Source organism: Magnetospirillum sp. 15-1, from assembly GCF_900184795.1.
GTDB lineage: Bacteria > Pseudomonadota > Alphaproteobacteria > Rhodospirillales > Magnetospirillaceae > Phaeospirillum.
Map to the genome: position 1 here is coordinate 287,021 of NZ_FXXN01000025.1, position 25,634 is coordinate 312,654.

Sequence of the window (25,634 nt, forward strand, 5' to 3'; positions counted from 1 at the left end):
GCCTTCAGGGGCGAACGGGAATCCCGGCGGCACGCATGTGCGCCTTGGCCTGGGCGATGGTGTAGGTCCCGAAGTGGAAAATGGAGGCGGCCAGCACCGCGGTGGCATGGCCGTCGCGGATGCCTTCCACCAGATGGTCGAGGTTGCCCACCCCCCCCGAGGCGATCACCGGCACGGTGACGGCGTCGGCCACGGCGCGGGTGAGCGGAATGTTGAAGCCCTGCTTGGTGCCGTCGCGGTCCATGGAGGTCAGCAGGATCTCGCCCGCCCCGTATTCGGTCATGCGCCTGGCCCATTCCACCGCGTCGATGCCGGTGGGATTGCGGCCGCCATGGGTGAAGATCTCGAACTTGCCCGGCGCCACCTGCTTGGCGTCGATGGCCACCACGATGCACTGGCTGCCGAACTTCTCGGCGGCTTCGCGCACGAATTCAGGACGGTGCACGGCCGCCGTGTTGATGGACACCTTGTCGGCGCCGGCCAGCAGCAGCTTGCGGATGTCCTCGTTGACCCGCACGCCGCCGCCCACGGTCAGCGGCATGAAGCACTGCTCGGCGGTACGGCGCACCACGTCGTAGATGGTGTCGCGGTTCTCGTGACTGGCGGTGATGTCGAGGAAGGTCAGCTCGTCGGCGCCGGCCTTGTCGTAGAGCTTGGCCTGCTCGACGGGATCGCCGGCGTCGATCAGGTCGACGAAGTTGACTCCCTTGACCACGCGGCCGTCCTTGACGTCCAGGCAGGGGATGATGCGCATCTTGAGCATGGGCTCAGGCCTTCAGCAGCGCGATGGCCTGGGCCACGTCGATGCGCCCGTCATAGATGGCACGGCCCGAGATGACGCCTTCCAGCTTGGGATACGCCTTCAGCGCCTTGAGGTCGTCCAGCGACGACACGCCGCCCGAGGCGATCACCGGAATGGAGATGGCGTCGGCCAGGGCCGCCGTGGCCGCCACGTTGGGGCCGGCCAGCACGCCGTCGCGGTCGATGTCGGTATAGATCAGGGCGGCGACGCCGCAATCCTCGAACTTGGCCGCCAGTTCCAGCACGGTAAGGTCCGAGGTCTCGGCCCAGCCTTCCACCGCCACCTTGCCGCCCTTGGCGTCGATGCCCACCGCCACGCGGCCGGGAAAGCGCCTGCAGGCCTCCTTGACCAGGGCGGGATTCTTCAGCGCCACGGTGCCGAGGATCACCCGGCGGATACCACGCGCCAGCCAGTCCTCGATGGTCGCCATCTCGCGGATGCCGCCGCCCAATTGGACCGGCACCGAAACGGACTTGAGGATGCTGTCCACCGCCGCGCCATTGACCGGCTTGCCGGCGAAGGCGCCGTTGAGGTCGACCACGTGAATCCACTCGGCGCCCTTGGCGGCGAAGTCGCGGGCCTGGGCGCCGGGGTCGGTGTTGAACACCGTGGATTCCTCCATCAGGCCCAGCTTGAGCCGAACGCAGGCGCCGTCCTTGAGGTCGATGGCGGGGAACAGGAACATCTTTAGGGAGTCCACGTCAGGAAGTTGGAGATCACCCGCAGCCCGGTATTCTGGGACTTCTCGGGATGGAATTGGGTGCCGACCATGTTGTCGCGACCGATCACGGCGGTGACCGGCCCGCCGTAATCCACATGGGCGAGGCGATGGGCGGGATTGGCCGTCTCGAATTTGTAGGAATGGACGAAATAGGCATGGGCCTCGGCGTCCAGACCGGCCAGCAGCGGATGGGACGCATCGTCGGGCACCAATTGATTCCAGCCCATGTGCGGCACCTTGAGGCCCTGGGCCTCGACACCCAGCGGCACCACCTCGCCGGCGATCCAGCCCAGACCGGCATGCATGCCGTGCTCGCGGCCGATACTGGCCATCAACTGCATGCCGACGCAGATACCGAAGAACGGCGTGCCGCGGGCCAGTACCCGCTCGGTCAGGGTCTCGGCCATACCGGCGAGCGCCATCAGCCCGGCGCGGCAATCAGCGAAGGCGCCCACACCCGGCAGCACGATGCGCGACGCGCCTTCCACCACCTTGGGATCGTCGGTGACGACCACGGTAAGGCGAAGGCCGGCCTCGGCCACCACCCGCTCGAACGCCTTGGCGGCCGAGCGCAGATTGCCCGAGCCGTAATCGATGATGGCGACGGTACCGCTCACGACGATCCCCCCGGACGACGCGATGCGTCGCTCACAGCGATCCTCCCAGCGTCCCCTTGGTCGACGGCACGGAATCGGCCTTGCGCGGGTCGATCTCGACGGCGTCGCGCAGGGCGCGGGCCAGGGCCTTGAAGCAGCTTTCGACGATATGGTGATCGTTGTCGCCGTAGAGATTCTCCACGTGCAGGGTCGCGCCCGCCGCCCCTGCAAAGGCCTGGAACCACTCCTTGAACAGCTCGGTGTCCATGGTGCCCAGCTTGTCGCGGCCGAACGTCACCTTCCAGATCAGGTAGGGGCGGTTGGACAGGTCCAGCGCCACGCGGGTCAGCGCCTCGTCCATGGGCACATAGGCGGAGCCATAGCGATGGATACCCTTGCGGTCGCCCAGGGCCTGGGCCACCGCCTGGCCGATGGCGATGCCCACGTCCTCGGTGGTGTGGTGGGCGTCGATGTGCAGATCGCCCTTGGCCTCCACCTCGAGGTCCATCAGCGAGTGCCGGGACAACTGCTCCAGCATGTGGTCGAGGAAACCCACCCCGGTCTTGACGGCGTACTTGCCGCTGCCGTCCAGATCGACGGCGACCTTGATGCTGGTTTCGGTGGTATTGCGCGTGATGGCGGCCTTGCGCATGGGAACCTCCTTGATACTGCCCCGTTTAGTAACAGGATTGTGCGCCGCATGCCAGTCCGACCCCCAATTTTCTCGGGCATGGCTGCCCGCCTTTGCTATGATGCCCGCCCCTCTCCCTTCGGGTTCCGCTCCATGTCCGAGTCCTCCTTTCCCTCCTGGCACGGCACCACCATCTTGTGCCTGCGCAAATCGGGTCGTGTGGTCATCGCCGGCGACGGCCAGGTCAGCCTGGGCGCCACGGTGATCAAGGGCAACGCCCGCAAGGTCCGCAAGGTGGGCGGCGACACCATTCTGGTGGGCTTCGCCGGCGCCACCGCCGATGCCTTCACCCTGCTGGAGCGCCTGGAAGCCAAGCTGGAGAAGCATCCCGGCCAGCTCACCCGCGCCTGCGTGGAGCTGGCCAAGGACTGGCGCACCGACCGCTACCTGCGCCGGCTGGAAGCCATGATGGCGGTAGCCGACAAGGACGTGTCGCTGGTCCTGACCGGCCAGGGCGACGTGCTGGAGCCCGAGGACGGCATCATCGGCATCGGCTCGGGCGGCAATTACGCCCTGGCCGCCGCCCGCGCCCTGATCGACATCGACGGACTGGACGCCGAGGAGATCGCCCGCAAGGCCATGAAGATCGCCGCCGGCATCTGCGTCTACACCAACGGCAACATGATCGTGGAAAGCCTATGAGCGCCTCCGCCTTTTCCCCCCGCGAAATCGTTTCGGAACTGGACAGGTTCATCGTCGGCCAGAACGACGCCAAGCGCGCCGTGGCCATCGCGCTCCGGAACCGCTGGCGCCGCCAGCAATTGCCCGAGGCGCTGCGCGAGGAGGTCCTGCCCAAGAACATCCTGATGATCGGCCCCACCGGCGTCGGCAAGACCGAGATCGCGAGGCGTCTGGCCCGCCTGGCCCAGGCGCCCTTCCTCAAGGTCGAGGCCACCAAGTTCACCGAGGTGGGCTATGTGGGCCGCGACGTGGAGCAGATCGTCCGCGACCTGGTCGAGGTCGCCATCCTGATGACCCGCCAGCGCCTGCGCAAGCAGGTCACCGCCAAGGCGGAGATCGCCGCCGAGGAGCGCCTGCTCGACGCCCTGGTGGGTGAAGGCGCCGGCACCGAGACCCGCCAGAAGTTCCGCAAGATGCTGCGCGAAGGCGCCCTGGATTCCAAGGACGTGGAAATCCAGGTGGCCGATGGCGGCGGGGCCGGCATGCCGGCCTTCGACATTCCCGGCATGCCGGGCTCGCAGGTGGGAATGATCAATCTCAGCGACATGCTGGGCAAGGCATTCGGCGGCGGCCGCACGAAGCCGCGCAAACTGCCGGTCAAGGAAGCCCTCGAGGCCCTGACCGCCGAGGAATCCGACAATCTGCTCGACCAGGACAAGGTGGTGAAGGACGCCATCTGGATGGTGGAGAACCACGGCATCGTCTTCATCGACGAAATCGACAAGATCTGCGCCCGTTCGAGCGAGCACCACGTGGGCGGCGACGTCAGCCGCGAAGGCGTGCAGCGCGACCTGCTGCCGCTGATCGAGGGCACCACCGTCGCCACCAAGCACGGCCCGGTGAAGACCGACCACGTGCTGTTCATCGCGTCGGGCGCCTTCCATCTGGCCAAGCCCTCGGACCTGCTGCCCGAACTGCAGGGCCGCCTGCCCATCCGCGTCGAGCTGAAGGCCCTGACCCGCGACGATCTGGTGCGCATCCTCACCGAGCCCGAGGCCAGCCTGCTCAAGCAATACGAGGCTCTGCTCGGCACCGAGGACGTCACCTTGTCCTTCGAGCCCGATGCCATCGAGGCCATCGCCGATCTGGCCGCCGAGATCAATTCGACGGTGGAAAACATCGGAGCGCGGCGCCTGCAGACCGTCATGGAGCGCCTGCTGGAGGAGATCAGCTTCACCGCCCCCGACCAGCCCCCCGGCACGGCGATCGTCATCACCGCCGAGATGGTGCGCGACCGGGTCGGTGAACTGGCCAAGAAAGCCGATCTGGCCAAGTTCATCCTCTAACCTGTGCTCGTGGTATATGATTTCGATCATAACCCAGCGGGGTCGGCATGGATGATTGGGGCAAGGTTCTGGGTGGCATCCGCGCTACCACCCGCGGCCTGGAGGCGGGCGAGGCGCTGTTCCGGCAGGGCGACGAGGCCCGTGCCGTGTTTTGCGTGGAGCACGGCCGCCTGCGGCTGACGCGCCAGGGCGCCGATGGTTCGGCGGTGAGCCTGCACGTGGCCCGCGCCGGCTCGCTGTTCGCGGAAGACTCCCTGTTCGCCGCCCATTACCATTGCGACGCCACGGCGGAGACCGATGCCCGTGTGCGGGTCTATCCCAAGGCGGCATCGCTGCTGTTCCTGCGCGCCCATCCCGACCTCAACCTCGCCTTCTCCGCCTATCTCGCCCGCCAGGTGCAAAGGCTGCGCGGCCGTCAGGAGATCATGCGGCTGCCCGGAGCACGGGACCGGGTGGTGGCCTGGCTGACCCAGTTGGGCGCCGCCGACGGCATCGTCGCCCTGGACGGTCCCCTTTCGGCGGCGGCGGGCGAGATCGGCCTGACCCACGAAGCCCTTTACCGCACCCTGGCCGCCCTGGTGAGGGAGGGCAGGCTGGAGCGGCCGGACAGGCGGGTCTTTCGCCTGATCTGAAGAACTTTCTTAGTGGCAGAACGCCGGGAAATCCAGCATCGAGAGACAAAAGTAGGGTGAACACCGGATTCTGTTGCAGTGCATAAACCGTCAATGGCACTGTCCCATTGGAATTGATCCAATGGATTCGACCTTGATGAGTGGTGATGTCTTGGCCTTCGCTCGCAACGATGATGACCTGGGCGGTTATCGGTCGCTGTTCGAGAATGCGGTCGAGGGCATCTACCGCACTACCCCGGACGGCCGTTATCTCGACGCCAACCCGGCTTTGGCCCGCATTTACGGCTACAAGGACCCGGCGGAGCTGATCGCCGGGCTGACCGACATCGCCCGCGGACTCTATGTGGACCCCGCCGACCGCCAGCGTTTCCGCGAGGTTCTGGCCCGCGATTCGGTGGTGCGCAATTTCGAGGCCCGGGTGTGGACGCGGGGCGGCGAAATCATCTGGATCGCCGAGAACGCGCGTGCCGTCTATGACGGGCGCGGCCGTCTGGTCTGTTATGAAGGCACCGTCCAGGACATCACGGCACGCAAGCAGGCCGAGGAATCGCTGCGTCTGGCCGCCACGGTGTTCGAGACGGTGGGCGAGGCCATCGTGGTCACCGACCGCGAGCGGCGCATCCTGGCGGTCAACGCCGCCTTCGAGCGCATGACCGGATGGAGCGCCGACGAAGTCACCGGCCAGCCCTGCGATCTGCTGGCCGTCGAGATGATCGGGCTGCGCGAGATCGAGGAGATGTGGCGTCTGGCCGCCACCAGCGGCCAGTGGTCGGGCGAGACCTGGACGCGGCGGCGGGAATCCGAACCCTTTCCGGTGGCCCTGGCGCTGACCGCCGTGGACCAGGGGCCCGACGTACCGGAAGGCGACGGGCGCTTCGTGCTGCTGCTGCGCGACATCACCCGCAAGCGCCGCGACGAGCAGCGCATCCGCTTCCACGCCAGCCATGACGCCCTGACCCGCCTGCCCAACCGTCACACGGTGATGGAGGCCCTGGGCGAGGCCATCGTGCGGGCCGAGCAGACCGGCGAGCGTCTGGCCATGCTTTATCTCGACGTCAACCGCTTCAAGGACATCAACGACAGCTACGGCCACGCGGTGGGCGACGAACTGCTGCGTCAGGTGGCGCGCCGCCTCAAGGCCTGCGTGCGGGCCAGCGACATCATCGGCCGGCTGGGCGGCGACGAGTTCGTCATGCTGCTGCCCAGCGTCGGCGACCACTCGGCGGCCCAGGCCTGCGCCGGCAAGGTGCTTTACGCCTTCGCCGAACCCTTCGATATCGACGGCCTGCAGCTGTTCGCCGGCACCTCCATCGGCATCGCGCTTTATCCCGACGACGCCGAGGGGGCGGAAAGCCTGCTGTCGCGGGCCGATGCCGCCATGTACCACGCCAAGCGCGGCGGCCTGCCCTATAGCTGTTTCGATATGGAAATGGATCGTCAGGTGGCCGAGCGGGTCAGCCTGGAGAACGATCTGCGGCTGGCGCTGGGCGAGGACCAGTTCCATCTGATGTTCCAGCCCAAGGTGGACGCCCTGTCCGGCGCCATCATCGGGGCCGAGGCGCTGATCCGCTGGCGCCACCCGGTGCGGTCCGAGGTGTCGCCCGGCCTGTTCATTCCCGTCGCCGAGCGGGCCGGGCTGATCGGGGCCATCGACGACTGGGTGCTGGGCGAGGCCTGCCGTCAGGTGGCGGAATGGCGGCGCCAGGGGCTGATCCTGCCTTCCATCAGTGTCAACCTGTCGCCGGCCCAGTTCCATGACGGCCGCCTCAAGGACAAGGTCAAGGCGGCGCTCGGCGAATCCGGTCTGCCGCCCCAAATGCTGGAGCTGGAAATCACCGAGACCATGATGGCCAGCGACGTGGACCGCGCCATCGAGATCCTGGGCCAGCTGACCACCCTGGGCGTACGGGTGTCGCTGGACGATTTCGGTACCGGCTATTCCTCGCTGGCCTATCTCAAGCTGTTCCCGGTCTCGACGCTGAAGATCGACCGCGCCTTCGTCACCGAGCTGCCCGGCAACGCCAAGGACGGCGCCATCATCGCCTCGATCATCGCTCTGGCCGCCAATCTGGGCTTCACGGTGATCGCCGAAGGCGTGGAGACCCGCGATCAGGCCGCCTTCCTGGCGGCGCGCGGCTGTCCGGTGATGCAGGGCTTCTTGTTCTCGCGCCCCGTCAACGCCGCCACCTTCGCCGGGCTGCTGTCCAATCCGGAAGGGCTGATCCGCCTGTAGCGGCCCTGGTCCGGAGGGCCGGTTTGTTTGTACCCGCTTGTGTTGATGCCGGGTCCAGCCTATAAGAAAACAAACCTTTTCCGGTGTTTGCAGACCATGCTGATCACCTGTCCCGCCTGTGGAACCAACTTCTCCATTCCCGACAGCGCGCTCGGCACCGCCGGGCGCAAGCTGAAGTGCGCCAAGTGCGCCCACAAGTGGTTCCAGGCGCCGCTGGTGATGGAAGAGGACGACACCGACCTGGATTTGACCGGTCCGTCCTTCGCCAAGTCGGATTTTGCCAAACCGGATTTTGGCGGTGTGTCGGACTTCAACCCGGTTCGCGACGATTCGGTGTTCGACGCGCCGCGCCCGGCACCGCGCCCGCCGGCACCGGCCGACGACGATTTCGATCTGGACGCCCCGCCGGTTCCCAGCTTCGCCGACCGTCTGCCGCCCGACGAGGGCATGGAGCGCACCTCCGAGGTCGACCTGCTGGACGATGGTCCCCAGCCGATCCCCGAGCTGTTCGGCACCCAGTCCGATGGCGGCAAGAAGGGAACGGGCGTCCTGTGGGTGCTGCTGGTTCTGCTGATCCTCGGCGGGCTGGGCGGTGCCGGCTATTACTTCCAGGACCAGTTGGTGGAGGCGATCCCCGAGGCCGGCGAATTGCTGGGCCAGGCCGGTCTGCGGCGGGAAAAGCCCGGCGCCGGGCTGGAACTGCGCAAGGCCGGCACGCCGGAACGCTTCGTCCACAACGATACCGACGTGCTGGTGGTGCGCGGCATCATCGCCAACGTCACCGACCGTTCGCGGACGGTGCCGACCATGAAGCTGGTGCTGATGGACCGCAACAAGCAGCCGGTCCAGGAAAAGCTGTCGCAGCCGCCGGTCACCGAACTGGCGCCCCAGGGCACCGTCAGCTTCAAGATCATGCTGGAACGGCCCGATCCCAACGCCGTCGAGGTGGTGGTGGTGTTCGTGGATACCGCGGGAGCCAAGCCGGGCACCGTCCCGCCGCCGGTTCCGGCCACCCCGAGTCCGGCTTCGGCCCCGGCCGCCGCTCCGGTTGCTCCGGCCGCCCCCGCGGCGGATACGGTTCCGGTCGTTCCGGCTGTTCCGGCCGCTCCTGCTACCGAAACCAAGCCGGCCGAGGCGAAATAGCTTCCTCTCCTCAGAACGGTTTCAGCAACCGCCTGAGGTAATCCCGCTCCGGTTCCGGCCGGTGCTGGTCGCCGGAGCGTCGCCGCAATTCCTGCAGGATTTCCCGCGCCCGCATGGTGTCGGAACGGCCCGGCACCTTGGTGCGGCCGTCATCGGCGAAGGTGGGGCCGTTGAGGGTGCGGCCGAAGGGATCGCGGGGCAGCAAGCCGGGCGAGCCCTTGGTCCCAGCCGCTTCCATGCGCTCCATCATCTGGCGGGCGCCGTCCTGCAGCCGCTTCACCGCTTCGGTCTGCTGCTCGGCGGCCTCGGCCCATTCGCCGTCACCCAGGCTGGACTCCGCACCCCGCATGGATCGTTCCGCCTCGGCAATTGAATCCGGCGGCTGGGGCATGGACTTGCCCAATTGCTCGAGGGCCTGGCGCAGGGCCTTCTGCTCCGCCGCCTGCCTGCGGGCTTCGGCCCGTTCGGCGGAAGAGGGCTTGCGGCGGGGCTTGGGCGAGTCCCCGTCATCGGCCGCCTGATCCTCGGGCGCCGGGACCTTGCGGAAGCTCTTGTCCAGCAGCTCCTGCTGGCGGCCGGTCAGCTCGCGCAGGCGGCGCATGGCTTCGGCGGCGGCGGGGTCGCCGCCCTGGCCGCGCCCCGGCGGACCCATTTCGGCCATCAGGCGCGACAATTGCTCCAGCCGGCGGCGCAGGCCCTCGCGGTCGCCGGTTTCGGCCAGTCCGCGCAACTGGTCGAGCATGTCGGAAAGATCGGCGGCGGCGGCGCTGTCGCCGGGCGGCACGGACTGGTCGAGGCCCAGTTCGGCCATGGCCTCCATCCATTGCTCCAGGGCCGCCTCCAACTCCTCCACCAGCCGGGACAGTTCGGCGGTGTCGGCCTTGTCGGCCAGGGCGCGCTCCAGACGCGAGCGGGCATCCTCCAGGGATTTCTCGGCGGCGGGCAGGCCGCCGTCCTCGATGCGGGTGGCGGCGTACCACAGCAGCGAACGCATGCGGTCCCGCTCGAAATCCGGGCGCATCAGCATGTGGCGGGTGACCGACAGGGCCAGGAACACCCGGCTGTCGCCGCCGAAGGCCTGGGGCTCGTTCAGGATCTGGCGCAGTTCCTCGGCCATCTCCGGCCCCAGCCGGGGGGCGTCGCTCAATTGCCGCCGCCAGTCCACCAGGGCGCGGGCCAGGGGGTGGCGGAACTGCCGCTCGGGCAGGATCGCCTCCACCGGCGGCGCTTCGCCCACCTGACCCGCCCCGTCCTCGGCCTTGGGGGTCAGGCGCACCTTGTGCCCCGCCCAGTCGTGGTCGGCCAGATCGGCGCGCAACGACAGCCGGGCCTGGCGCAGCCGCTCGCCCGGCAGGACGAGGTCGAGACGCAGCGCTTCATCCGCACCCTCGACCGGCCGCACTTCCACCCAGGCCCGCGACAGGCCGTAATCGTCGGCGGCGTCCAGGTCCAGGGTCAGGCGGCCGCGCTCGTCGCCCTTGGGCGGCTGGGCGACGGTGATGGAGGGCGGGGTATCCGGGCGGATGGTGATGGGCCACGAGGCGGCCAGCCGCAGGCCCAGGCGCACGTCCAGGCTGGGTCCCCCGTCCAGGGCCAGTTCGGCGCGGCCGTCCTCGCCGAACGGTTTGGCGTCACCGCCGGCCGACAGGGCGGAGCCGCCCCAGCCGCGCCACGAGGTCACGGCGCGGGCATGGCTTCCCGCCGGAACGGTGACGGCGCCCTGGCCCGGCTTCAAGAGGGTCTGGCCCAGGCCGGTATAGGCGGGCGGCACGATCCACACCTCCAGGGTGTCGGAATCCAGGGCCGGGCGGTGGGAATAGGGGTTCACGGCGCGGGCCAGCCGGTCGGAGGGGTCGGACCGTCCCCCGGCGGCGGCGATGACCAGCAGCAGCAGGACGGCGAAGCGCAGGCCGAGGGGGTCGCGGGCCGGCAGCACCGGATCGGGCCAGCCGGGCCGCAAGCCCCGGGCCTCCCGCTCCATGCGGGCGCGGTGGGCCTGCCACAGGGCCGGGTCGCCGGCCGCCAGATGGTCGGCCAGGGCGGCCAGCGGCCGGTGGGAGAGTCCGCAATCCCGCTCCAGCCGCCGCGCCGCCTCGTCGGGGGCGGGGCGCTCCACCCGCCAGGCTTTCCACAGCAGGACGACGATGGCCAGGGCGAAGGCCGGGGCGAGGGCGGCATGCAGCCAGAACGGCAGCAGCGGCGCCGTATCGAACAGGGCCAGGGCCAGGAACAGGGCCAGCAGCGACAGGGCCGCCGCCAGGGGCGGCCACGCCCTTTCCCACAGCAGCGCGAGGCGAACCAGACGCAGCTTGCGGGAAAGGGCGTCGCTCATTCCTTACCCAATCATCCCGGCCTTATCGAACCATCCCGGCAGGCTTTCCAGCGACCGCATGTCGTCATAGCTGGGCCGGGCGCGGATCACGGCGTAGTCGCCACCCTTGACCAGAACCTCGGGGATCAGCGGCCGGGTGTTGTAGGTGGACGACATGGCGGCGCCATAGGCTCCGGCGGTGCCGAAGGCCAGCAGATCGTCGGCCCGCATGGGCGGCAGGCGGCGCTGACGGGCGAAGGTGTCGCCGGTTTCGCACACCGGCCCGACCACGTCCACCTCGGCCAGCGCGGTGCCGGGCCTGGGCTCGGCCACCGGGACGATGGAGTGATAGGCGTCGTAGAGGCTGGGACGCATCAGGTCGTTCATGGCGGCGTCGACGATCAGGAAGGTCCGCGTGCTGCCCTCCTTCACCCGGATGATGGAGGACACCAGGATGCCGGCATTGCCCACCAGCAGGCGGCCGGGCTCCAGCATGAAGCGGCAGCCGAGATCGCCCAGGGTGGCCTTGATCACCTCGGCATAGGCGGCGGGCTCGGGCGGGGTCTCGTCGTCGTAGGGGATGCCCAGGCCGCCACCCAGGTCCAGGCGGCGGATGTCGATGCCGTCGGCGCGCAGCAGCGCCACCAGATCGCGCACCCTGAGGAAGGCCTCGCGGAAGGGGGAAAGCTCGGTCAGCTGCGAACCGATATGGCAGGCGATGGCCACCGGCTCGATGCCGGGCAGGGTACGCGCGCGGGCATAGACCTCGCGGGCCCGCGTCCACTCGATGCCGAACTTGTTCTCTTTCTTGCCGGTGGTGATCTTGGCGTGGGTGCCGGCGTCCACGTCGGGATTGACCCGGATGGCGATGGGCATGACCACGCCGCGCGCCGTCGCGATCTCGGAGAGCATCTCCAGCTCGGGCTCGGATTCCACGTTGATCTGCAAAATGCCCTTGGCCACGGCGAATTCCAGCTCGTGCCGGGTCTTGCCGACGCCCGAGAAGACGATGCGCGCCGCCGGCACGCCGGCCGCCAGGGCCTGGCGCAGCTCGCCCTCGCTGACCACGTCGGCGCCCGCTCCCAATCGCGCGAAGGTGCGGATCACCGCGATGTTGGGATTGGCCTTGCAGGCGAAGCAGATGGTGGCGTCCAGGCCCGCCGCCTTCAGCGCCTCGGCGAACACCGTGTAGTGCCGCTCCAGGGTATTGGTGGAATAGCAATAGAACGGGGTGCCGACCTCGCGGGCGATGCGGGCGATGGCGACGTCCTCGGCGAACAGCTCGCCGTTCTGATAGTGGAAGTGGTTCATGTGTGTTCCTGGATACCGGTCAGTAGCCGTTATGGAAGTTCAGTTCGGGAGCGGCCGTGCCCGACCGTTCCGGTTGGGTCTTGGCCTTGGTTTCCGACGGCAGCGGCGTGTAGGGGTAGTCGCGGGGATAGACCGCGTCGTCGGGGCGCTCGGGCATGCCTTTGCGGCCGCAGGCGGCGACGCCGATGACCAGGGCGAGGACTAAGATGGACCGTATCGTCATTTGACGTCCTCCGTCAGGCGCTGGCGGGCCGCGATGACCGCTTCCCGCACGCGGGCCGGGGCGGTGCCGCCCAGGCTGGTGCGGGCCGCCACCGACGAATCCACCGTCAGCACCGACCGGGCCTCCTCGGTGATACCCGGCTCGATGGCCTGCATTTCGGCCAGGGTCAGGTCTTCCAGGCCGCAACCCTTGCCCTCGGCCAGCTTGACCAGCGATCCCGCCACGTGGTGGGCGCGGCGGAACGGCATCTCGAGGGCGCGCACACACCAGTCGGCGATGTCGGTGGCGGTGGTGTAGCCCGCCCCGGCGGCGGCGCGCAGGACCTCGACGTTCACCTTCATGTCCTTGACCATGCCGGTCATGGCGGCAATGGCCAGCTCCATGGTATCGGCCACCTCGAACACCGGCTCCTTGTCGTCCTGCATGTCCTTGGAATAAGCCAGGGGCAAGCCCTTCATGACGATCAGCAGCGCGTTCAGGTCGCCGATCACCCGTCCGGTCTTGGCGCGGATCAGCTCGGCGGCGTCGGGGTTGCGCTTCTGCGGCATGATGGACGAGCCGGTGGTGAAGGCATCCGACAGGGTGACGAAGCGGAACTGGGAACTGGTCCAGATCACCAGCTCCTCGGCCAGCCGCGACAGGTGTACGGCACAGATGGCGCTGGCCGACATGAATTCCAAGGCGAAATCGCGATCGGACACGCCGTCGAGCGAATTGCGCATGGGCCGGGCGAAGCCCAGTTCGGCGGCGGTGGCCTCGCGGTCGATGGGGAACGAGGTGCCGGCCAGGGCCGCCGAGCCCAGCGGGCATTCGTTGAGGCGCCGCCGGGCGTCACCCAAACGCGAGCGGTCGCGGGAGATCATCTCCACATAGGCCATCATGTGGTGGCCGAAGGTCACCGGCTGGGCGGTCTGCAGATGGGTGAAGCCGGGCATCACCGTGGCGGCGTGCTCGTCGGCGCGGTCCAGCAGGGCGGCGACCAGCTCTCGCAGCGCGCCGTCCATGCCATCCATGGCGTCACGCACCCACAGGCGGAAATCGGTGGCCACCTGATCGTTGCGCGAGCGCGCGGTGTGCAGCCGCCCGGCCGCCTCGCCGATCAGCTCGGCCAGACGGGATTCCACGTTCATGTGGATGTCTTCCAGGGCGTGGCTGAACGGGAAGTTGCCCGCCTCGATCTCGGCCAGCACCTTGTCCAGGCCGTCCTGGATCAGCGCGCCGTCGGCCGCGGTCAGGATCTTTTGCTTCACCAGCATGCGGCAATGGGCCTTGGAGCCGCGGATATCCTGGGCATACAGCCGCTTGTCGAAATCGATGGAGGCGTTGATCCGCTGCATGATGGCGGCGGGGCCGCCGGCGAACCGCCCGCCCCACATGGAGGACGCGGCCTTGCTCTTGTCGGTGTCGGTCATGGAAGCCCTGGTGAGTGCGCGAGAGGGGAAAACCGCGCCAACCTACACTCTTCGGACCAGGGCGGGAAGACTCAGCGGCTAATGGGCCTCGGTCAGGCGGCAGGCCCGCCCCTCGTCGCCATACTCCAGCTGGATGGTGGCGTGGCCGATGCCGAAGCGGTGTTCCAGCTCGTCGGCCAGATGATGAAGGAAGGCGTCGCTCTCCGGCATGCGCTCCATGATCAGATGGACGGTCAGCGCCGCCCGGCTGGTGGACAGCGGCCAGACGTGCAGGTCGTGCAGCCCCCCGACCCCGCCCTGGCCGGCGAGAAAGCCCTCGACCTCGTCCAGATTGATGGCCGCCGGGACGGCGTCCAGGCTGAGATTGACCGATTCCTTCAGCAGGGACAGGCTGCTCCAGGCGATCACCACGGCGATCCCTAAGCTGATGGCGGGGTCCAGCCAGGTCCAGCCGGTCAGCCCGATCAGCAGGGCGGCCACCACCACCGCCGCCGACACGGCGGCATCGCCGGCCATGTGCAGGAAGGCGCCCCTGAGGTTGAGGTCGCCGGCGGCGCCCTTCATGAACATCAGGGCGGTGCCGGTATTCACCAGGATGCCCAGCGCCGCCACCGTCATGACCACGTTTCCCTCGACCGCCTGGGGATGGCCGAAGCGCCCCACCGCCTCCCAGCCGATGCCGCCCACCGCCACCAGCAGGGCCAGGGCGTTGATCAGCGACGCCCAGATGGTGACCCGCCCCAGGCCATAGGTGCGGCGATGGCTGGCGGCGCGGCGCTCCAGGCCGCTGGCCGCCCAGGCCAGCACCAGGGCCAGCACGTCGGAGAGGTTATGGCCGGCATCGGCCAGCAGGGCGAGGGAATTGGCCGCCACGCCCCACCAGGCTTCCAGGCCGACGAAGCCGAGATTGAGCGCGATGCCCAGGGCGAAGGCCCGGTCATGCCGCGCCGGCCCGTGATGATGCCCGTGGGCATGGTCGTGGGGGTAATGATGATCGTGATCATGGTGGTGATGACTGGCCATGGCTGCCTCCCACCGGGCAGGATGAAGGCTTTATCGGGGGGAAGGTCAAGGGTAGAGTGCGAGACCATCAACATCTTGTGGTCCGTAATGTCTCGCAGCGACAGAATGATCAGCCCATGAGTGCCTCCTGGCGTTCCGGATTCAAAGCCTATGCGGACCGGCGGGTGGTGATGGTGCTGTTGCTGGGCTTTTCCAGCGGTCTGCCGCTGCTGCTGACCTTTTCCACCCTGTCGGCCTGGCTGAAGGGCGAGGGCATCTCGCGCACCGCCATCGGCATCTTCGCTTTGGTGGGCACGCCCTATGCGCTGAAATTCCTGTGGTCGCCGCTGATCGACCGGCTGCCGTTGCCCGTGCTGACCGGCTGGCTGGGGCGGCGGCGCTCGTGGGGGCTGCTGATCCAGGCGCTGCTGATGGCCTCCATCCTGGCCCTGGGCGCCACCGATCCGGTTCGCCAGATCTGGCTGACCGCCACCCTGGCGGTGGTGGTGGCCTTTCTGTCGGCCAGCCAGGACATCGTCATCGACGCCTACCGCGTGGAGATTCTCGACGATCTGCAGCAGGGGCCGGGTGCCGGAGCGGTACAGGCCGGCTATCGCCTCGCCATGCTGGCGGCGGGAGCGGGCGCCTTGCTGGTGGCCTCGCAATGGGGCTGGTTCGCCGCCTACGCCACCATGGCGGCGCTGCTGGGCGTCGGCATGCTCGTGCTGCTGCTCGGCCCCGAGCCGGCGGTCAAGGTCTCGGCCGCCACCGCCGAGCGCGAGCGCCGCGCCGCCGAATACCTGGAGGCCCGGCCGCACCTGACCGGAGCGCCGGCCAAGGTGGCGGCCTGGCTCTACGGCGCGGTGATCTGTCCCTTCGCCGATTTCATGGCGCGGCCGGCCTGGTGGGCGGTGTTGCTGTTCGTCATCGGCTACAAGATGGGTGAGGCCATGGCCGGGGCCATGGCCAACACGCTGTACATCGAGATGGGTTTCGCCCTCGAGGAGATCGCCTGGGTCAGCAAGATCTTCGGCTTCGGCGCCACGGTGGCCGGCACGGTGATCGGCGGCGCCCTGGTGGTGCGGCTCGGCATCATGCGGGCGCTGCTAGTGTTCGGCATACTGCAATCGCTCGGCAATCTGTTCTACGTGGTCCAGGCGGTGGCCGGCCATAATCTCTGGGCCCTGGCGCTGTGCGTGGCGGTGGAGAACCTGACCGCCGGCATGGCCGGCTCGGCGCTCGTCGCCTACATCTCCGGCCTGTGCAACCTGGCCTATACCGCCACCCAATACGCCCTGCTGTCGTCGCTGACCGCCGTGGGGCGCACCCTGTTCGCCTCGACCAGCGGCAAGCTGGCCGATATGTTCGGCTGGGTGGATTTCTTCCTGCTGACCACGGTGGTGACTCTGCCCGCCCTGCTGATTCTGCCCTGGCTGATGCGTCAGCAGGGCCGGGTTGCATCCAAGCCCGGTTGAATCCTGCGGCCCGAGGCCTCATTCTCAGGGTCTAGGGATATTTCCAAAGGTAATGACGGAATGCGCATCGGCGTTCCCAGGGAAATCAAGAGCCACGAATACCGCGTGGGGCTGACGCCCGGCTCGGTGCGCGAGCTTGTCCATCACGGCCATCAGGTGTTGGTGGAAACGCAAGCGGGGGCCGGCATCGGTTGCGCCGACGCCGCCTATCGCGCCGCCGGTGCCGAGGTCGCCGCCGACGCGGCCGGGGTGTTTGCCTTCGCCGACCTGGTGGTCAAGGTCAAGGAACCGCAGCCGGTGGAATTCGCCTTGCTGCGTCCCGGCCAGATTCTGTTCACCTATCTCCACCTGGCGCCCGATCCCACCCAGACCAAGGCCCTGGTCGAATCGGGGGTGTCGGCCATCGCCTACGAGACGGTGACCGATTCCAACGGCAGGCTGCCGCTGCTCGCCCCCATGTCCGAGGTGGCGGGGCGCATGTCCATCCAGGTGGGCGCCCATTGCCTGGAAAAGGAACAGGGCGGCTCGGGCGTGCTGCTGGGCGGCGTGCCCGGCGTGGCCCCGGCCAAGGTGGTGGTGCTGGGCGGTGGCGTGGTGGGCTCCAACGCCACCCGCATGGCAGTGGGCCTGGGAGCCCGTGTCGTGGTGCTGGACCGCTCGCTGACCCGGCTGGCCCAGATCGACGAACTGCTGCTCAACACGGTGGAGACCGCCTACGCCACCATGGACAATATCGAGCACCACGTGCTGGAGGCCGATCTGCTGATCGGCGCCGTGCTGGTGCCGGGTGCTTCCGCCCCCCGGCTGGTCAGCCGCGAGCTGGTGGGCGCCATGCGCCCCGGCTCGGTGGTGGTGGACGTGGCCATCGACCAGGGGGGCTGCATCGCCACGGCGCGCCCCACCACCCACGCCGCTCCCACTTATCTCGAGCAAGGTGTGGTACATTACTGCGTCACCAACATGCCGGGGGCGGTGGCGCGCACCTCGGCCTTCGCGCTCAACAACGCGACGCTGCCGTTCGTGCTGGCCCTGGCCGACAAGGGTCTGGTCGGCGCGCTCTCGGACGATCCGCATTTCCGCGCGGGTCTCAACGTTCACCACGGCGTCGTCACCCACGCCGCCGTGGCCCGGGACCTCGGTTACGCCCATGTGGCGGCCGAGACAGCCCTATCTTCTCCATAAGGGAAACAAAGCAAAAATGGACCTCAAGAAGATCCCCATCGGCAAGAACCCGCCCCGCGACGTCAACGTCATCATCGAAATTCCGCTGCGCGGCGACCCGGTGAAGTATGAGATCTGCAAGGAATCGGGGGCCATGTTCGTGGACCGCTTCCTCAATACCGCCATGTACTACCCGGTCAATTACGGCTTCGTGCCCCACACCCTGTCGGCCGATGGCGATCCGGTGGACGTCATGGTGGTGGGCCGCATTCCGGTGGCGGTGGGCTCGGTGATGCGCTCGCGTCCCATCGGCGTGCTGCTGATGGAAGACGAGGCCGGCATGGACGAGAAGATCCTGGCCGTGCCCCATTCCAAGCTGCACCCGTTCTATGACGGCGTGAACACCTACGAGGATCTGCCCAAGATCCTGGTGCAGCAGATCGAGCACTTCTTCGTCCACTACAAGGACCTGGAAGTGGGCAAGTGGGTCAACCTGAAGGGTTGGGGCGGGCCGGAGCGCGCCGGCCAGATCATTCAGGAATCCATCGACCGCGCCATCGCGGCCAAGCCGAAGAAGAAGTAGGCCGGTCCGACTCGGTCCGGTCACTTGCGCCGCCGCCCTCCTCACCGGGGGCGGCGGTTGCGCTTTATACCCCCGGCATCAGCAGTGCTCGACCATTTCCACGTCGTCGTCCATGCACTCGCTGCGGAACACCATTTCGGTGGCCATGGCGTGGTCGAGATGGGCGCGGACTTCCACGTCGGCGATGGTCCGGGCGATGAACCGCCCCAGCTCCATCAGGTAATCGGGACCGTTGACGGTCAGTGGAGCGTAGTTTGACTGGCGGCTGAGTCCCAGATCGACGACGAGCATGGCGGCCTCCTCTTTCCCCACGACCGCAGAATAGCTCGTCACGGCAAGTATAAGCAGAGGGATTCGCGAAGGCGAGCCCTGCGCCTATAGTATAGTTTTCAAATTCCCGACAATTTTATCGATTTTATCCTTACGCCGTCGCCGCCGCCTTGCGGCCGATACGGTCATAGGCCTGTCCCACCCGCATCAGGCAGATGGAACGGTCGGGCTGCTCGCCGGTGATGGTGGCCAGCACCAGCTTGGCGATGGTGGTGTAGGTGGCGACCTCGGCATCGGCGGCGAAGACCATGGGAAAGGCGGTGATCACGCCACGGGCCTCGTCCAGCTCGGCGCCGAACAGGTTGCGGCTCATCACCTTGTAGCAGTCGAGCAGCCGCTCCACCGAGCCCAGCACGGCGTCGAGATGCAGGCGGCGGCGCAGCGCCTCGCGCAGTTGCAGGGCCAGTTCATGGGGGCGCCGCGCCAGTTCGGCGGGAATGAAGGGCCGCTTGGCGACCATGGCGCTCTTGTCGCGCGCCGAACCGACGCAGGCCGCGTGGAACTGGGCCAGGCGGAAGCTGGTGTCGCCGCAGCGGGTGAACATCATCATCACCAGCACGTCGGTGAGGTGATTGGTGAAGGATTTGTCGGCGGCCTTGAGGCGTTCGGTGAGGAAGGCGCTGGTGGTGTCCTCGTGCGCGGCCAGACCGATCAGCTCGTCGCGGCTCTGGGCGAACAGGCGGGGGTTGAAGTTGAGCAGGGTGCGCAGGAACTGGAAGTCGGCGGCGTCGGGCAGCTTCAGTCCGGCCTGGGCGGCGCCGTTGCGGAATTCCCGGATCAGGTCCATGGCCTCGATCTCTTCGGGTTCCATCTTGTAGGGCGGCGGCACCTTGACCTTGACCCGCTTGGTGGTGGTGATCTGGCCCAGGGCGAACTCGACGCCGAGGATGTTATAGGTGCGCGGCCGGGTGACCGGCATTTCGACGACCCTGAAGCCTTCCTTGCCCTCGTTGCCGGTGCGGGCGATGGCCGCCTGCTTGGCCTCGGCCGCCTTGTGATGGGTGGCGAGCTTGGTCAGGGATTCGTCGATCACCTTCCAGACCTGCTCGCGCGCCTCGTTCCAGAATTCGGTCTGGCGCTCGGGCCTGGTCAGCACTTCGTGGTCGACGCGCGACAGGACCCGCTTTTCCAACCCGTCGCGGCAACGGCGCAGGATGGGGCCGGTGATGAACGCCTTGGCGATGGCGGCGAAGCCGGGCACGAACAGGAAGAAGGGCTGGTCCAGGCACCAGGCCACCGAGGGAATGGCCGGCAGCGGCACCCGCATCAGGGCGAGGCGGTTATCCAGGGCGTCGCCCAACTGGCTGGCGACGAAGGCCTCGGCGTGGCCGAAGGCGTATTCGTCCGCCTCGGGGGGCAGCGGCGGCGGCATCTCCATGGGCAGGTCGGCGGCCCGGCGCTGCGGCACCGGCGCCGGACTGACCGGAGCCTGCGCCTTGACCGGAGCCGCGGCCTCGGCGGGTATGGACGCCTGCCGCGGCGGCTGGCCGTGAATCTTCTGCCAGGCCAGGGCGATCTCGGGCCGCTTGGTGATCACCACCTGGATGACCTCGGCGGCCAGTTCCTTCTGTTCGGGAAAGGTGAGTCCGGTCAGCCCGGCGGCGAAGGCGTCCTGGATCACCGCCAGGAACTGGAGGTCGCCCTGACGGCGCAGCAGGGTCTTCAGGATCTCGGCCATGAAGCGCAGCAGCCCGGCGGACTCCTCCACCTTGCCCAGCCGGGACAGGACGTCGTCGAGCAGCAGTCTTTGGTCGGCGGGCAGGGTGTCGGTCATCACGGTTTCCAGTTCTTCTCGATGGCGACCGCCGACACCGAGTTCTTGGGCGACCCGTCGATGATCTTGTCGCTGTAGACCAGATAGACCAGCACGTCGCGCTTGCGGTCGTGGAAGCGCACCACCTGCAGGGTCTTGAACAGCAGCGAGGTGTCCTTCTTGAACACCGTCTCGCCGTCCTTCAGCGTGCCCTCGATACGGATCGGCCCGACCTGACGACAGGCGATGGAAGCGTCCGAGGTATCCTCGGCCAGTCCGACGCCGCCCTTGATGCCGCCGGTCTTGGCCCGCGACAGGTAACAGGTGACGCCCGCCACCCTGGGGTCGTCGAACGCCTCGACCACGATCTTGTCGTTGGGCCCCAATGCCTTGAATACCGTGGAGACGCTGCCGATCTCCTCGGCCGCGACGGGGGCGGCCAGCAACAGGACGGCGAAGAGGATGGCAAGGCGGAAAATGATGCTCATGATATCGGCCGATAAGCTCCGGGCAGCGGACGGACTATCTTAGTATCAACCATAAGGGCCAAAACATGAGGAAACTGTGAACGCGTTTACACAACGGACATATTTTTGCCTGACCAAGCTCAAGGACCGCGCCCGATGGCGGTGGGCACAGTACCAAGCCCCCCGGAACAGGATACCGCCATGCCGTTTCCCGCCTTTTTCGCCGACGCTCCCGCCATCACCCTGCGTGATCCCCTGTCCGCCTTCCTCGGCGCCCCCGTCGACGGCCTGATCACCTATCGCTACGAGGATGCGGTGCGTCTGGCCGGCCATTCCTGCCCCACCGTGGCCGGGGCCTGGCTGATGACCATCAAGGCCCTGCGCTCCCTGTGGCCCGACGGCATGCCCGAGCGTGGCGCCGTCGAGGTGCTGATGGACGATGCCCAGGATTACGGCGTCACCGGCGTGATGGCCGCCGTGGCCGGGCTGGTCACCGGCGCCGCCGGGCCGGGGGGCTTCAAGGGGATCGCCGGGCGGTTCGACCGCAACGATCTGCTGCGCTTCGAGGCCGGTATCGGAGCGGAGCTGGCGCTGCGCCGCCGCGATGACGGCCAGACGGCGGTGGCCCGCTATCATCCCGAACTGGTTCCCGCCGATCCCGAGATGCGCGAGCGTCTGCAGCGCGTGCTGGCCGGCAGCCGCGACCCCGAGGATCAGGCCCGCTTCGCCGAGCTGTGGCAGGACAGGGTCAAGCGCATCCTGGTGGATTACGCCGAGCTGCCCGATCTGGTCAGGATCGAGATGCGCTGACGGCTTAAATCTGCTAAGACCGGCACGGTTTCCGGCTAGCTGAAGGTTTGCCATGTCCGTTCTGGTTCCCCAGTCCTGGGGCGAGATCATCGACAAGATCACCATTCTCGAGATCAAGGCGGAACGTCTGTCCGACGCCGCCAAGATCGCCAACGTCACCAAGGAACTGGACGAGCTGGTATCGGTGCGCGAGCGCGAGTTTCCCGATCACGCCGGTCTGGCGGGGCTGTCGGCGGAACTCAAGGCCATCAACGAGAAGCTGTGGGTGATCGAGGACGATATCCGCGACTGCGAGCGCGCCAAGGATTTCGGCCCGAAATTCGTCGAGCTGGCCCGCGCCGTCTATTTCACCAACGACGAGCGGGCGGCGGCCAAGCGCAAGGTCAACGACCTGCTGGGCTCGGCGCTGATCGAGGAAAAGTCCTACGCTCCGTACTGAGGCGAGGGCGCCGTGAAGCTGAAGCGCCTGATCTCCGATACGCTGCGCCGCCTGCGGCCCCGGCCGGAACGGCCGGCGGAGGCCTCGGGCGTGCTGCTGCTGTCGGCGGGCGGCCTGGGCGACACGGTGTTGTTCGCCCTGGTCCTGCCGCGCTTCCTGGAACTGGCGCGGGCGGGCGAAAAGGTCACCGTGCTGCTGCGCGCCGACGGGGCGCGGATGGCCTTTCTCTTTCCGCCCCGGGTCGAGGTGATCAAGGTGGATTTCGGCCGTCTGGCCAAGGACCCGGCCTATCGTGGCGCCACCTTCGACGATCTCTATCGCGCCCATTACCGTCTGGTGGTCTCCACCGACTTCAAGCGCCATCCCGACCTGGACGAGGCCCTGGCCTTCGCCTGCGAGGCGCCGGAGAGCGCCGCCATGCGGGCCCGGCCGTGGGCCAAGTACCAGAGCCGTCTCGACGCCAATGAAAAGCGTTGGGGGCGGCTGGTGGATTCCGGGCCGGCCCTGCAGGACAAGGTGGTGCGCTGGTCCCGTTTCGCTTCCCAACTGACTGGCAGGGCCCTGCCGCCGCCCCGTGTGGCGCTGTCGCCCGAGCAGATGCCGGCCCCGGTGGACCTGCCCGGTCCCACGGTGATCGTCCAGCCGTTCTCGGCGGTCAGGGCGAAGCAGAGCCCACCCGAACTCTATGCCCGCATCGCCGCGTCCCTGCCGCCGGGCTGGCGCATGCGCATCGCCGGCCATCCCTCCGACCTGGACAAAAATCCCGATTACCGGCCCCTGCTGGAGCTTTCCAACGTTTCGTTCGAGCCGGCGCCCTTCTCGGAACTGGCGGGAATCATGCGCGGCGCCGCCCTGGTGGTCTCGGTGGATACCGCCTGCATGCACCTGGCCGCCGCCCTGGGGGTTCCCACCCTGTGCCTGGCCTCGGCCGGCTTTGTCGGCGAGATCGTGCCCTATGCCGACGAGGTGATGCCCGGCAACCTGAAGGTGTTGTACCGGCCCATGGATTGTGCCGGCTGTCTGGGCGATTGCCGCCTGAAGGCGGTGAATTCCATGTTTCCCTGTGTGGCGGCTCTCGACTCCGACGCGATTTTGACGGACATTGCCAGGATGGTGGAGGGAGGTTCATGAAGATCGCCGCCCTGCTTGATCCGGTTCTGCGGTTGCTGCTGCGCTACAAGAAGCGCCGGAAGCGGGCCGAGGGCGTGCTGCTGGTCAGCTCGCGCGGCCCGGCCGAGATGGTGTTCCTGTCCGCCGTGCTGCCCCGTTTCATGCGTCTCGCCAAGCTGGACGAGAACGTCACCCTGCTGTGCCGTTCGGATGCGGCGGGCATGGCCTTCCTGTTTCCCCGCACGCTCAAGCTGCGCCGCGTGGATTTCCGCCGCCTGGACGAGCTGGAATACCGCTGGAGCACCTTCAAGGATCTGTTCACCCAGCATTACCGGCTGATCGTCTCGCTGGATTACGTGCGCGAGCACGACCAGGACGAGGCGCTGATCATCACCGCCGACCCGGCCGAGACCGCCGGCATGGTGCCGCCGCCCTTCAAGCGCAACTTCCACCAGCGTCTGGAGGAGAGCGAGAAGGTCTTCGACCTGCTGTTCGATTCGGGGCCGGTGCGCCAGGACAAGATCGTCCGCTGGTCGCGCTTCGCCGACGAGGTGCTGGACGACCGCCAGCCGCCGGTCCTGGCCCTGCTGGAAGACAGCCAGCTGCCCAATGCCGAGGCCCTGCCCGCCCCCACCATCGTGCTGCTGCCCTTCTCGGGGGTGAAGCAGCGCATGCTGCCCGCCGAGATCTGGCGGCAACTGGCCGATCTGGTGCCCGCCGACTGGCAGGTGCTGGTGGCCGGGCACAGGAACGATTTCGACAAGTATCCCGAATACATGGCGCTGCTGACCCAGCCCAACGTCAAGATGGAGACCTCGGGCTTCGACCGGCTGGCCTCCATCCTGCTGGGGTCCCGGCTGGTGATCGGCGTCGATACCGCCGGCCTGCATCTGGCGGTGCTGCTGGGGGCTCCCACCTTGTGCATGGCCAGCGCCGCCTATGTGGGGGCCGGCGTGCCCTATGACGAGCGGGTGGTGCCGGGCAACGTGCAGTTCGTCTACGTGCCCATGGAATGCCAGGGCTGCCTGGGACGCTGCAAGTTCCCGCTGGAAGACGGCATGTACAAGTGCGTCAACGCCATCGACACCGACCATGTGCTGGCCTTCGTCCGCGATTCGGTGGCGCGGGGCATGTTCTGATCGGCCAGGGATGAATTCACCACGAAGGCACGAAGGCGCGAAGAAATCACGAAGATGGATTCTTCCCTCAACCTGACCTTCGTACCTTCATGCCTTCGTGGTAAATCTCGGCATCTGCCGATGGCCCTGTCGGTGCCGAGGGACAACAAGACATCTTCATGAGCCTGTTTTCGACCCTGTTTCCGCGCGGCATGCGGCGGCGCTGGTGGATGTTCCGTCCCATCGACGCCATCGTCGCCCTGTGGCCCGCCCCGCGCGTCCGCAAGGGCGCCGTGGTGGTGCGCATGGACGGCATCGGCGACATGGTGATGTTCCGGGCCGCCCTCGAGCACTATCCCTTCGTCCTCGGACTTCCCAAATCCGAGATCACCGTGCTGGGCTGCCATTCGTGGAAGGCGGTCGCGGCGGAGGTGTTCGCCGGCTTCACCCTGGTGACCATCGACGAGCACGCCTTCGAGAAGAAGTGGCTCTATCGCCTGAAGATCGCCCTGTGGATTCGCCGCCAGGGCTTCAAGACGGCGCTGTGCGACATGTTCATGCGCAAGACCCTGACCGCCGATACCCTGGTCTGGGCCAGCCGGGCGGAGGAGCGCATCGTCTGCGCCCCGTTCATCACCGAGCGCACCAGGGCGGAATACGCCTGGTACCTGGCCAAGGCGACACGGGTGATCGACACCGGCCCCTATCCCACCCACGAGGGCCTGCGGCACTTCACCTTTCTGCAGGCCCTGTCGGGCACCCGCATGCCCGCGGAAGTGCCCGCCATTCCCTGGCCCGATCGCGCGCCGGCCCTGCCCGAGGGGGCGCCCTATGTGGTGATGTTCATCGGCTCCAACGAGCCGGGGCGGCGCTGGCCCCTGGCGAATTTCATTGCCGTTGCGAAACAAGCCCTGGAAGCCGGGCTGCGGGTGGTGTTCGTCGGCGGGCCGCAGGAAGCCTATGCCAAGCCTGCCCTGGCCGAACTGAACCATCCCGGCCTGATCGACGCCATCGGCGCGCTCAAGCTGGGGCAGACGGTGGATGTGATGAAGCATGCCGCCTGCGTGGTCGGCAACGATTCCGGCCCCGGCCATCTGGCCATCGGGGTGGGGGCGCCCACCGTGCTGCTGGCCGGCGGCGGCCATTTCGGCTGCTTTGTGCCCTACCCCGAGGAAATCCGCCCGCCGCGGGCCCGTTTCCTCAACGCTCCCATGGAGTGCTATCACTGCCTGTGGCGCTGCCCCAAGCGCCAGAGCGACCAGGATGCCTTCCCCTGCGTCGCCGAGATCACTCCGGAGGCGGTGTGGGCCGCCGTGCGGGAGCAACTGGCCTTTATAGCGTGAT

General features: G+C 67.7%; 25 protein-coding genes. 13 read left to right on the forward strand and 12 right to left on the reverse strand.

All coding sequences use genetic code 11. The features are described 5' to 3' along the window. Window positions 1-4: 4 nt before the first annotated feature. The 4 genes from hisF to hisB are packed head-to-tail and all read right to left on the reverse strand — an operon-like array spanning window position 5 to window position 2,771. Window positions 5-763, reverse strand: coding sequence for an imidazole glycerol phosphate synthase subunit HisF (hisF, locus tag CP958_RS14315; protein WP_096702618.1), 759 nt, complete (start codon window positions 761-763; stop codon window positions 5-7). Window positions 764-767: 4 nt separating this feature from the next. Continuing rightward, entirely contained in the window at window positions 768-1,487 is a 720-nt protein-coding gene (gene hisA, locus CP958_RS14320) for a 1-(5-phosphoribosyl)-5-[(5-phosphoribosylamino)methylideneamino]imidazole-4-carboxamide isomerase (RefSeq protein WP_096702620.1), read from the reverse strand. A 2-nt stretch (window positions 1,488-1,489) separates the two neighbouring features. Further along, entirely contained in the window at window positions 1,490-2,140 is a 651-nt protein-coding gene (gene hisH / locus CP958_RS14325; RefSeq protein ID WP_096702622.1) for an imidazole glycerol phosphate synthase subunit HisH, read from the reverse strand. Between the two features lie 31 nt (window positions 2,141-2,171). Next, entirely contained in the window at window positions 2,172-2,771 is a 600-nt protein-coding gene (hisB, locus tag CP958_RS14330) for an imidazoleglycerol-phosphate dehydratase HisB (protein ID WP_096702624.1), read from the reverse strand. A 132-nt stretch (window positions 2,772-2,903) separates the two neighbouring features. Here hisB and hslV point away from each other — a divergent pair, with 132 nt between their 5' ends. The 5 genes from hslV to CP958_RS14355 all read left to right on the forward strand — a co-directional run bounded on the left by hslV (window position 2,904) and on the right by CP958_RS14355 (window position 8,785). After that, the gene (gene hslV / locus CP958_RS14335) at window positions 2,904-3,452 is read left to right on the forward strand and encodes an ATP-dependent protease subunit HslV (protein WP_096703054.1); all 549 of its coding nucleotides are present in this window, start codon (window positions 2,904-2,906) and stop codon (window positions 3,450-3,452) included. Then, the gene (hslU, locus tag CP958_RS14340) at window positions 3,449-4,777 is read left to right on the forward strand and encodes an ATP-dependent protease ATPase subunit HslU (protein WP_096702626.1); all 1,329 of its coding nucleotides are present in this window, start codon (window positions 3,449-3,451) and stop codon (window positions 4,775-4,777) included. The genes hslV and hslU overlap by 4 nt, the downstream gene beginning before the upstream one ends. A 47-nt stretch (window positions 4,778-4,824) precedes the next feature. Beyond that, complete coding sequence (locus CP958_RS14345) at window positions 4,825-5,409, forward strand: Crp/Fnr family transcriptional regulator (protein ID WP_096702628.1); 585 nt, start codon at window positions 4,825-4,827, stop codon at window positions 5,407-5,409. 136 nt (window positions 5,410-5,545) lie between these two features. Continuing rightward, a complete protein-coding gene (locus tag CP958_RS14350) occupies window positions 5,546-7,642 on the forward strand; it encodes an EAL domain-containing protein (protein ID WP_242442904.1) in 2,097 nt (698 codons plus the stop codon). A gap of 96 nt (window positions 7,643-7,738) precedes the next feature. Next, window positions 7,739-8,785: a DUF3426 domain-containing protein gene (locus CP958_RS14355; RefSeq protein WP_096702632.1), complete on the forward strand. Its 1,047-nt coding sequence runs from the start codon at window positions 7,739-7,741 to the stop codon at window positions 8,783-8,785. Between the two features lie 10 nt (window positions 8,786-8,795). On the opposite strand, the gene CP958_RS14360 is transcribed toward CP958_RS14355, so the two are convergent. The 5 genes from CP958_RS14360 to CP958_RS14380 form a co-directional block, all read right to left on the reverse strand. Next, window positions 8,796-11,117 (reverse strand): DUF4175 family protein, encoded by a 2,322-nt coding sequence (locus tag CP958_RS14360; protein WP_096702634.1) that lies wholly within the window; start codon window positions 11,115-11,117, stop codon window positions 8,796-8,798. Window positions 11,118-11,120: 3 nt separating this feature from the next. Continuing rightward, the gene (gene lysA, locus CP958_RS14365) at window positions 11,121-12,407 is read right to left on the reverse strand and encodes a diaminopimelate decarboxylase (RefSeq protein ID WP_096702636.1); all 1,287 of its coding nucleotides are present in this window, start codon (window positions 12,405-12,407) and stop codon (window positions 11,121-11,123) included. A gap of 19 nt (window positions 12,408-12,426) precedes the next feature. After that, window positions 12,427-12,630 carry a lipoprotein gene (locus CP958_RS14370; RefSeq protein ID WP_096702638.1) on the reverse strand — a complete coding sequence of 68 codons (204 nt, stop codon included), beginning with the start codon at window positions 12,628-12,630 and terminating at the stop codon, window positions 12,427-12,429. Beyond that, a complete protein-coding gene (gene argH, locus CP958_RS14375) occupies window positions 12,627-14,042 on the reverse strand; it encodes an argininosuccinate lyase (protein ID WP_096702640.1) in 1,416 nt (471 codons plus the stop codon). Before argH ends, CP958_RS14370 begins: the two co-directional genes overlap by 4 nt. Before the next feature lie 78 nt (window positions 14,043-14,120). Continuing rightward, complete coding sequence (locus tag CP958_RS14380) at window positions 14,121-15,065, reverse strand: cation diffusion facilitator family transporter (RefSeq protein WP_096702642.1); 945 nt, start codon at window positions 15,063-15,065, stop codon at window positions 14,121-14,123. A 116-nt stretch (window positions 15,066-15,181) separates the two neighbouring features. Here CP958_RS14380 and CP958_RS14385 point away from each other — a divergent pair, with 116 nt between their 5' ends. The 3 genes from CP958_RS14385 to ppa are packed head-to-tail and all read left to right on the forward strand — an operon-like array spanning window position 15,182 to window position 18,263. After that, window positions 15,182-16,519 carry an AmpG family muropeptide MFS transporter gene (locus tag CP958_RS14385; RefSeq protein WP_096702644.1) on the forward strand — a complete coding sequence of 446 codons (1,338 nt, stop codon included), beginning with the start codon at window positions 15,182-15,184 and terminating at the stop codon, window positions 16,517-16,519. 60 nt (window positions 16,520-16,579) lie between these two features. Next, a complete protein-coding gene (gene ald / locus CP958_RS14390) occupies window positions 16,580-17,701 on the forward strand; it encodes an alanine dehydrogenase (protein WP_096702646.1) in 1,122 nt (373 codons plus the stop codon). Between the two features lie 16 nt (window positions 17,702-17,717). Continuing rightward, window positions 17,718-18,263, forward strand: coding sequence for an inorganic diphosphatase (gene ppa / locus CP958_RS14395; protein ID WP_096702648.1), 546 nt, complete (start codon window positions 17,718-17,720; stop codon window positions 18,261-18,263). 78 nt (window positions 18,264-18,341) lie between these two features. Here ppa and CP958_RS14400 read toward each other — a convergent pair whose 3' ends face one another. From CP958_RS14400 to CP958_RS14410, 3 genes are all read right to left on the reverse strand, one after another. Next, window positions 18,342-18,554, reverse strand: a complete 213-nt coding sequence (locus CP958_RS14400) for a hypothetical protein (RefSeq protein ID WP_096702650.1) — start codon at window positions 18,552-18,554, stop codon at window positions 18,342-18,344. 130 nt (window positions 18,555-18,684) lie between these two features. Beyond that, window positions 18,685-20,367, reverse strand: a complete 1,683-nt coding sequence (locus CP958_RS14405; protein ID WP_096702652.1) for a hypothetical protein — start codon at window positions 20,365-20,367, stop codon at window positions 18,685-18,687. Further along, on the reverse strand, window positions 20,367-20,828 hold the full coding sequence (locus CP958_RS14410) for a CreA family protein (protein ID WP_347337845.1): 462 nt from the start codon (window positions 20,826-20,828) through the stop codon (window positions 20,367-20,369). The genes CP958_RS14405 and CP958_RS14410 overlap by 1 nt, the downstream gene beginning before the upstream one ends. Before the next feature lie 186 nt (window positions 20,829-21,014). On the opposite strand from CP958_RS14410, the gene CP958_RS14415 reads away from it, so the two are divergent. The 5 genes from CP958_RS14415 (at window position 21,015) to CP958_RS14435 (ending at window position 25,633) form a co-directional block, all read left to right on the forward strand. Then, window positions 21,015-21,623 carry a hypothetical protein gene (locus CP958_RS14415; RefSeq protein ID WP_096703056.1) on the forward strand — a complete coding sequence of 203 codons (609 nt, stop codon included), beginning with the start codon at window positions 21,015-21,017 and terminating at the stop codon, window positions 21,621-21,623. A gap of 52 nt (window positions 21,624-21,675) precedes the next feature. Continuing rightward, entirely contained in the window at window positions 21,676-22,062 is a 387-nt protein-coding gene (locus CP958_RS14420) for a DUF6165 family protein (protein WP_096702656.1), read from the forward strand. Window positions 22,063-22,074: 12 nt separating this feature from the next. Then, a complete protein-coding gene (locus tag CP958_RS14425; RefSeq protein WP_096702658.1) occupies window positions 22,075-23,193 on the forward strand; it encodes a glycosyltransferase family 9 protein in 1,119 nt (372 codons plus the stop codon). Next, window positions 23,190-24,311, forward strand: a complete 1,122-nt coding sequence (locus tag CP958_RS14430; RefSeq protein WP_096702660.1) for a glycosyltransferase family 9 protein — start codon at window positions 23,190-23,192, stop codon at window positions 24,309-24,311. Before CP958_RS14425 ends, CP958_RS14430 begins: the two co-directional genes overlap by 4 nt. Window positions 24,312-24,469: 158 nt before the next feature. Continuing rightward, complete coding sequence (locus tag CP958_RS14435; protein ID WP_096702662.1) at window positions 24,470-25,633, forward strand: glycosyltransferase family 9 protein; 1,164 nt, start codon at window positions 24,470-24,472, stop codon at window positions 25,631-25,633. Window position 25,634: the final 1 nt, after the last annotated feature.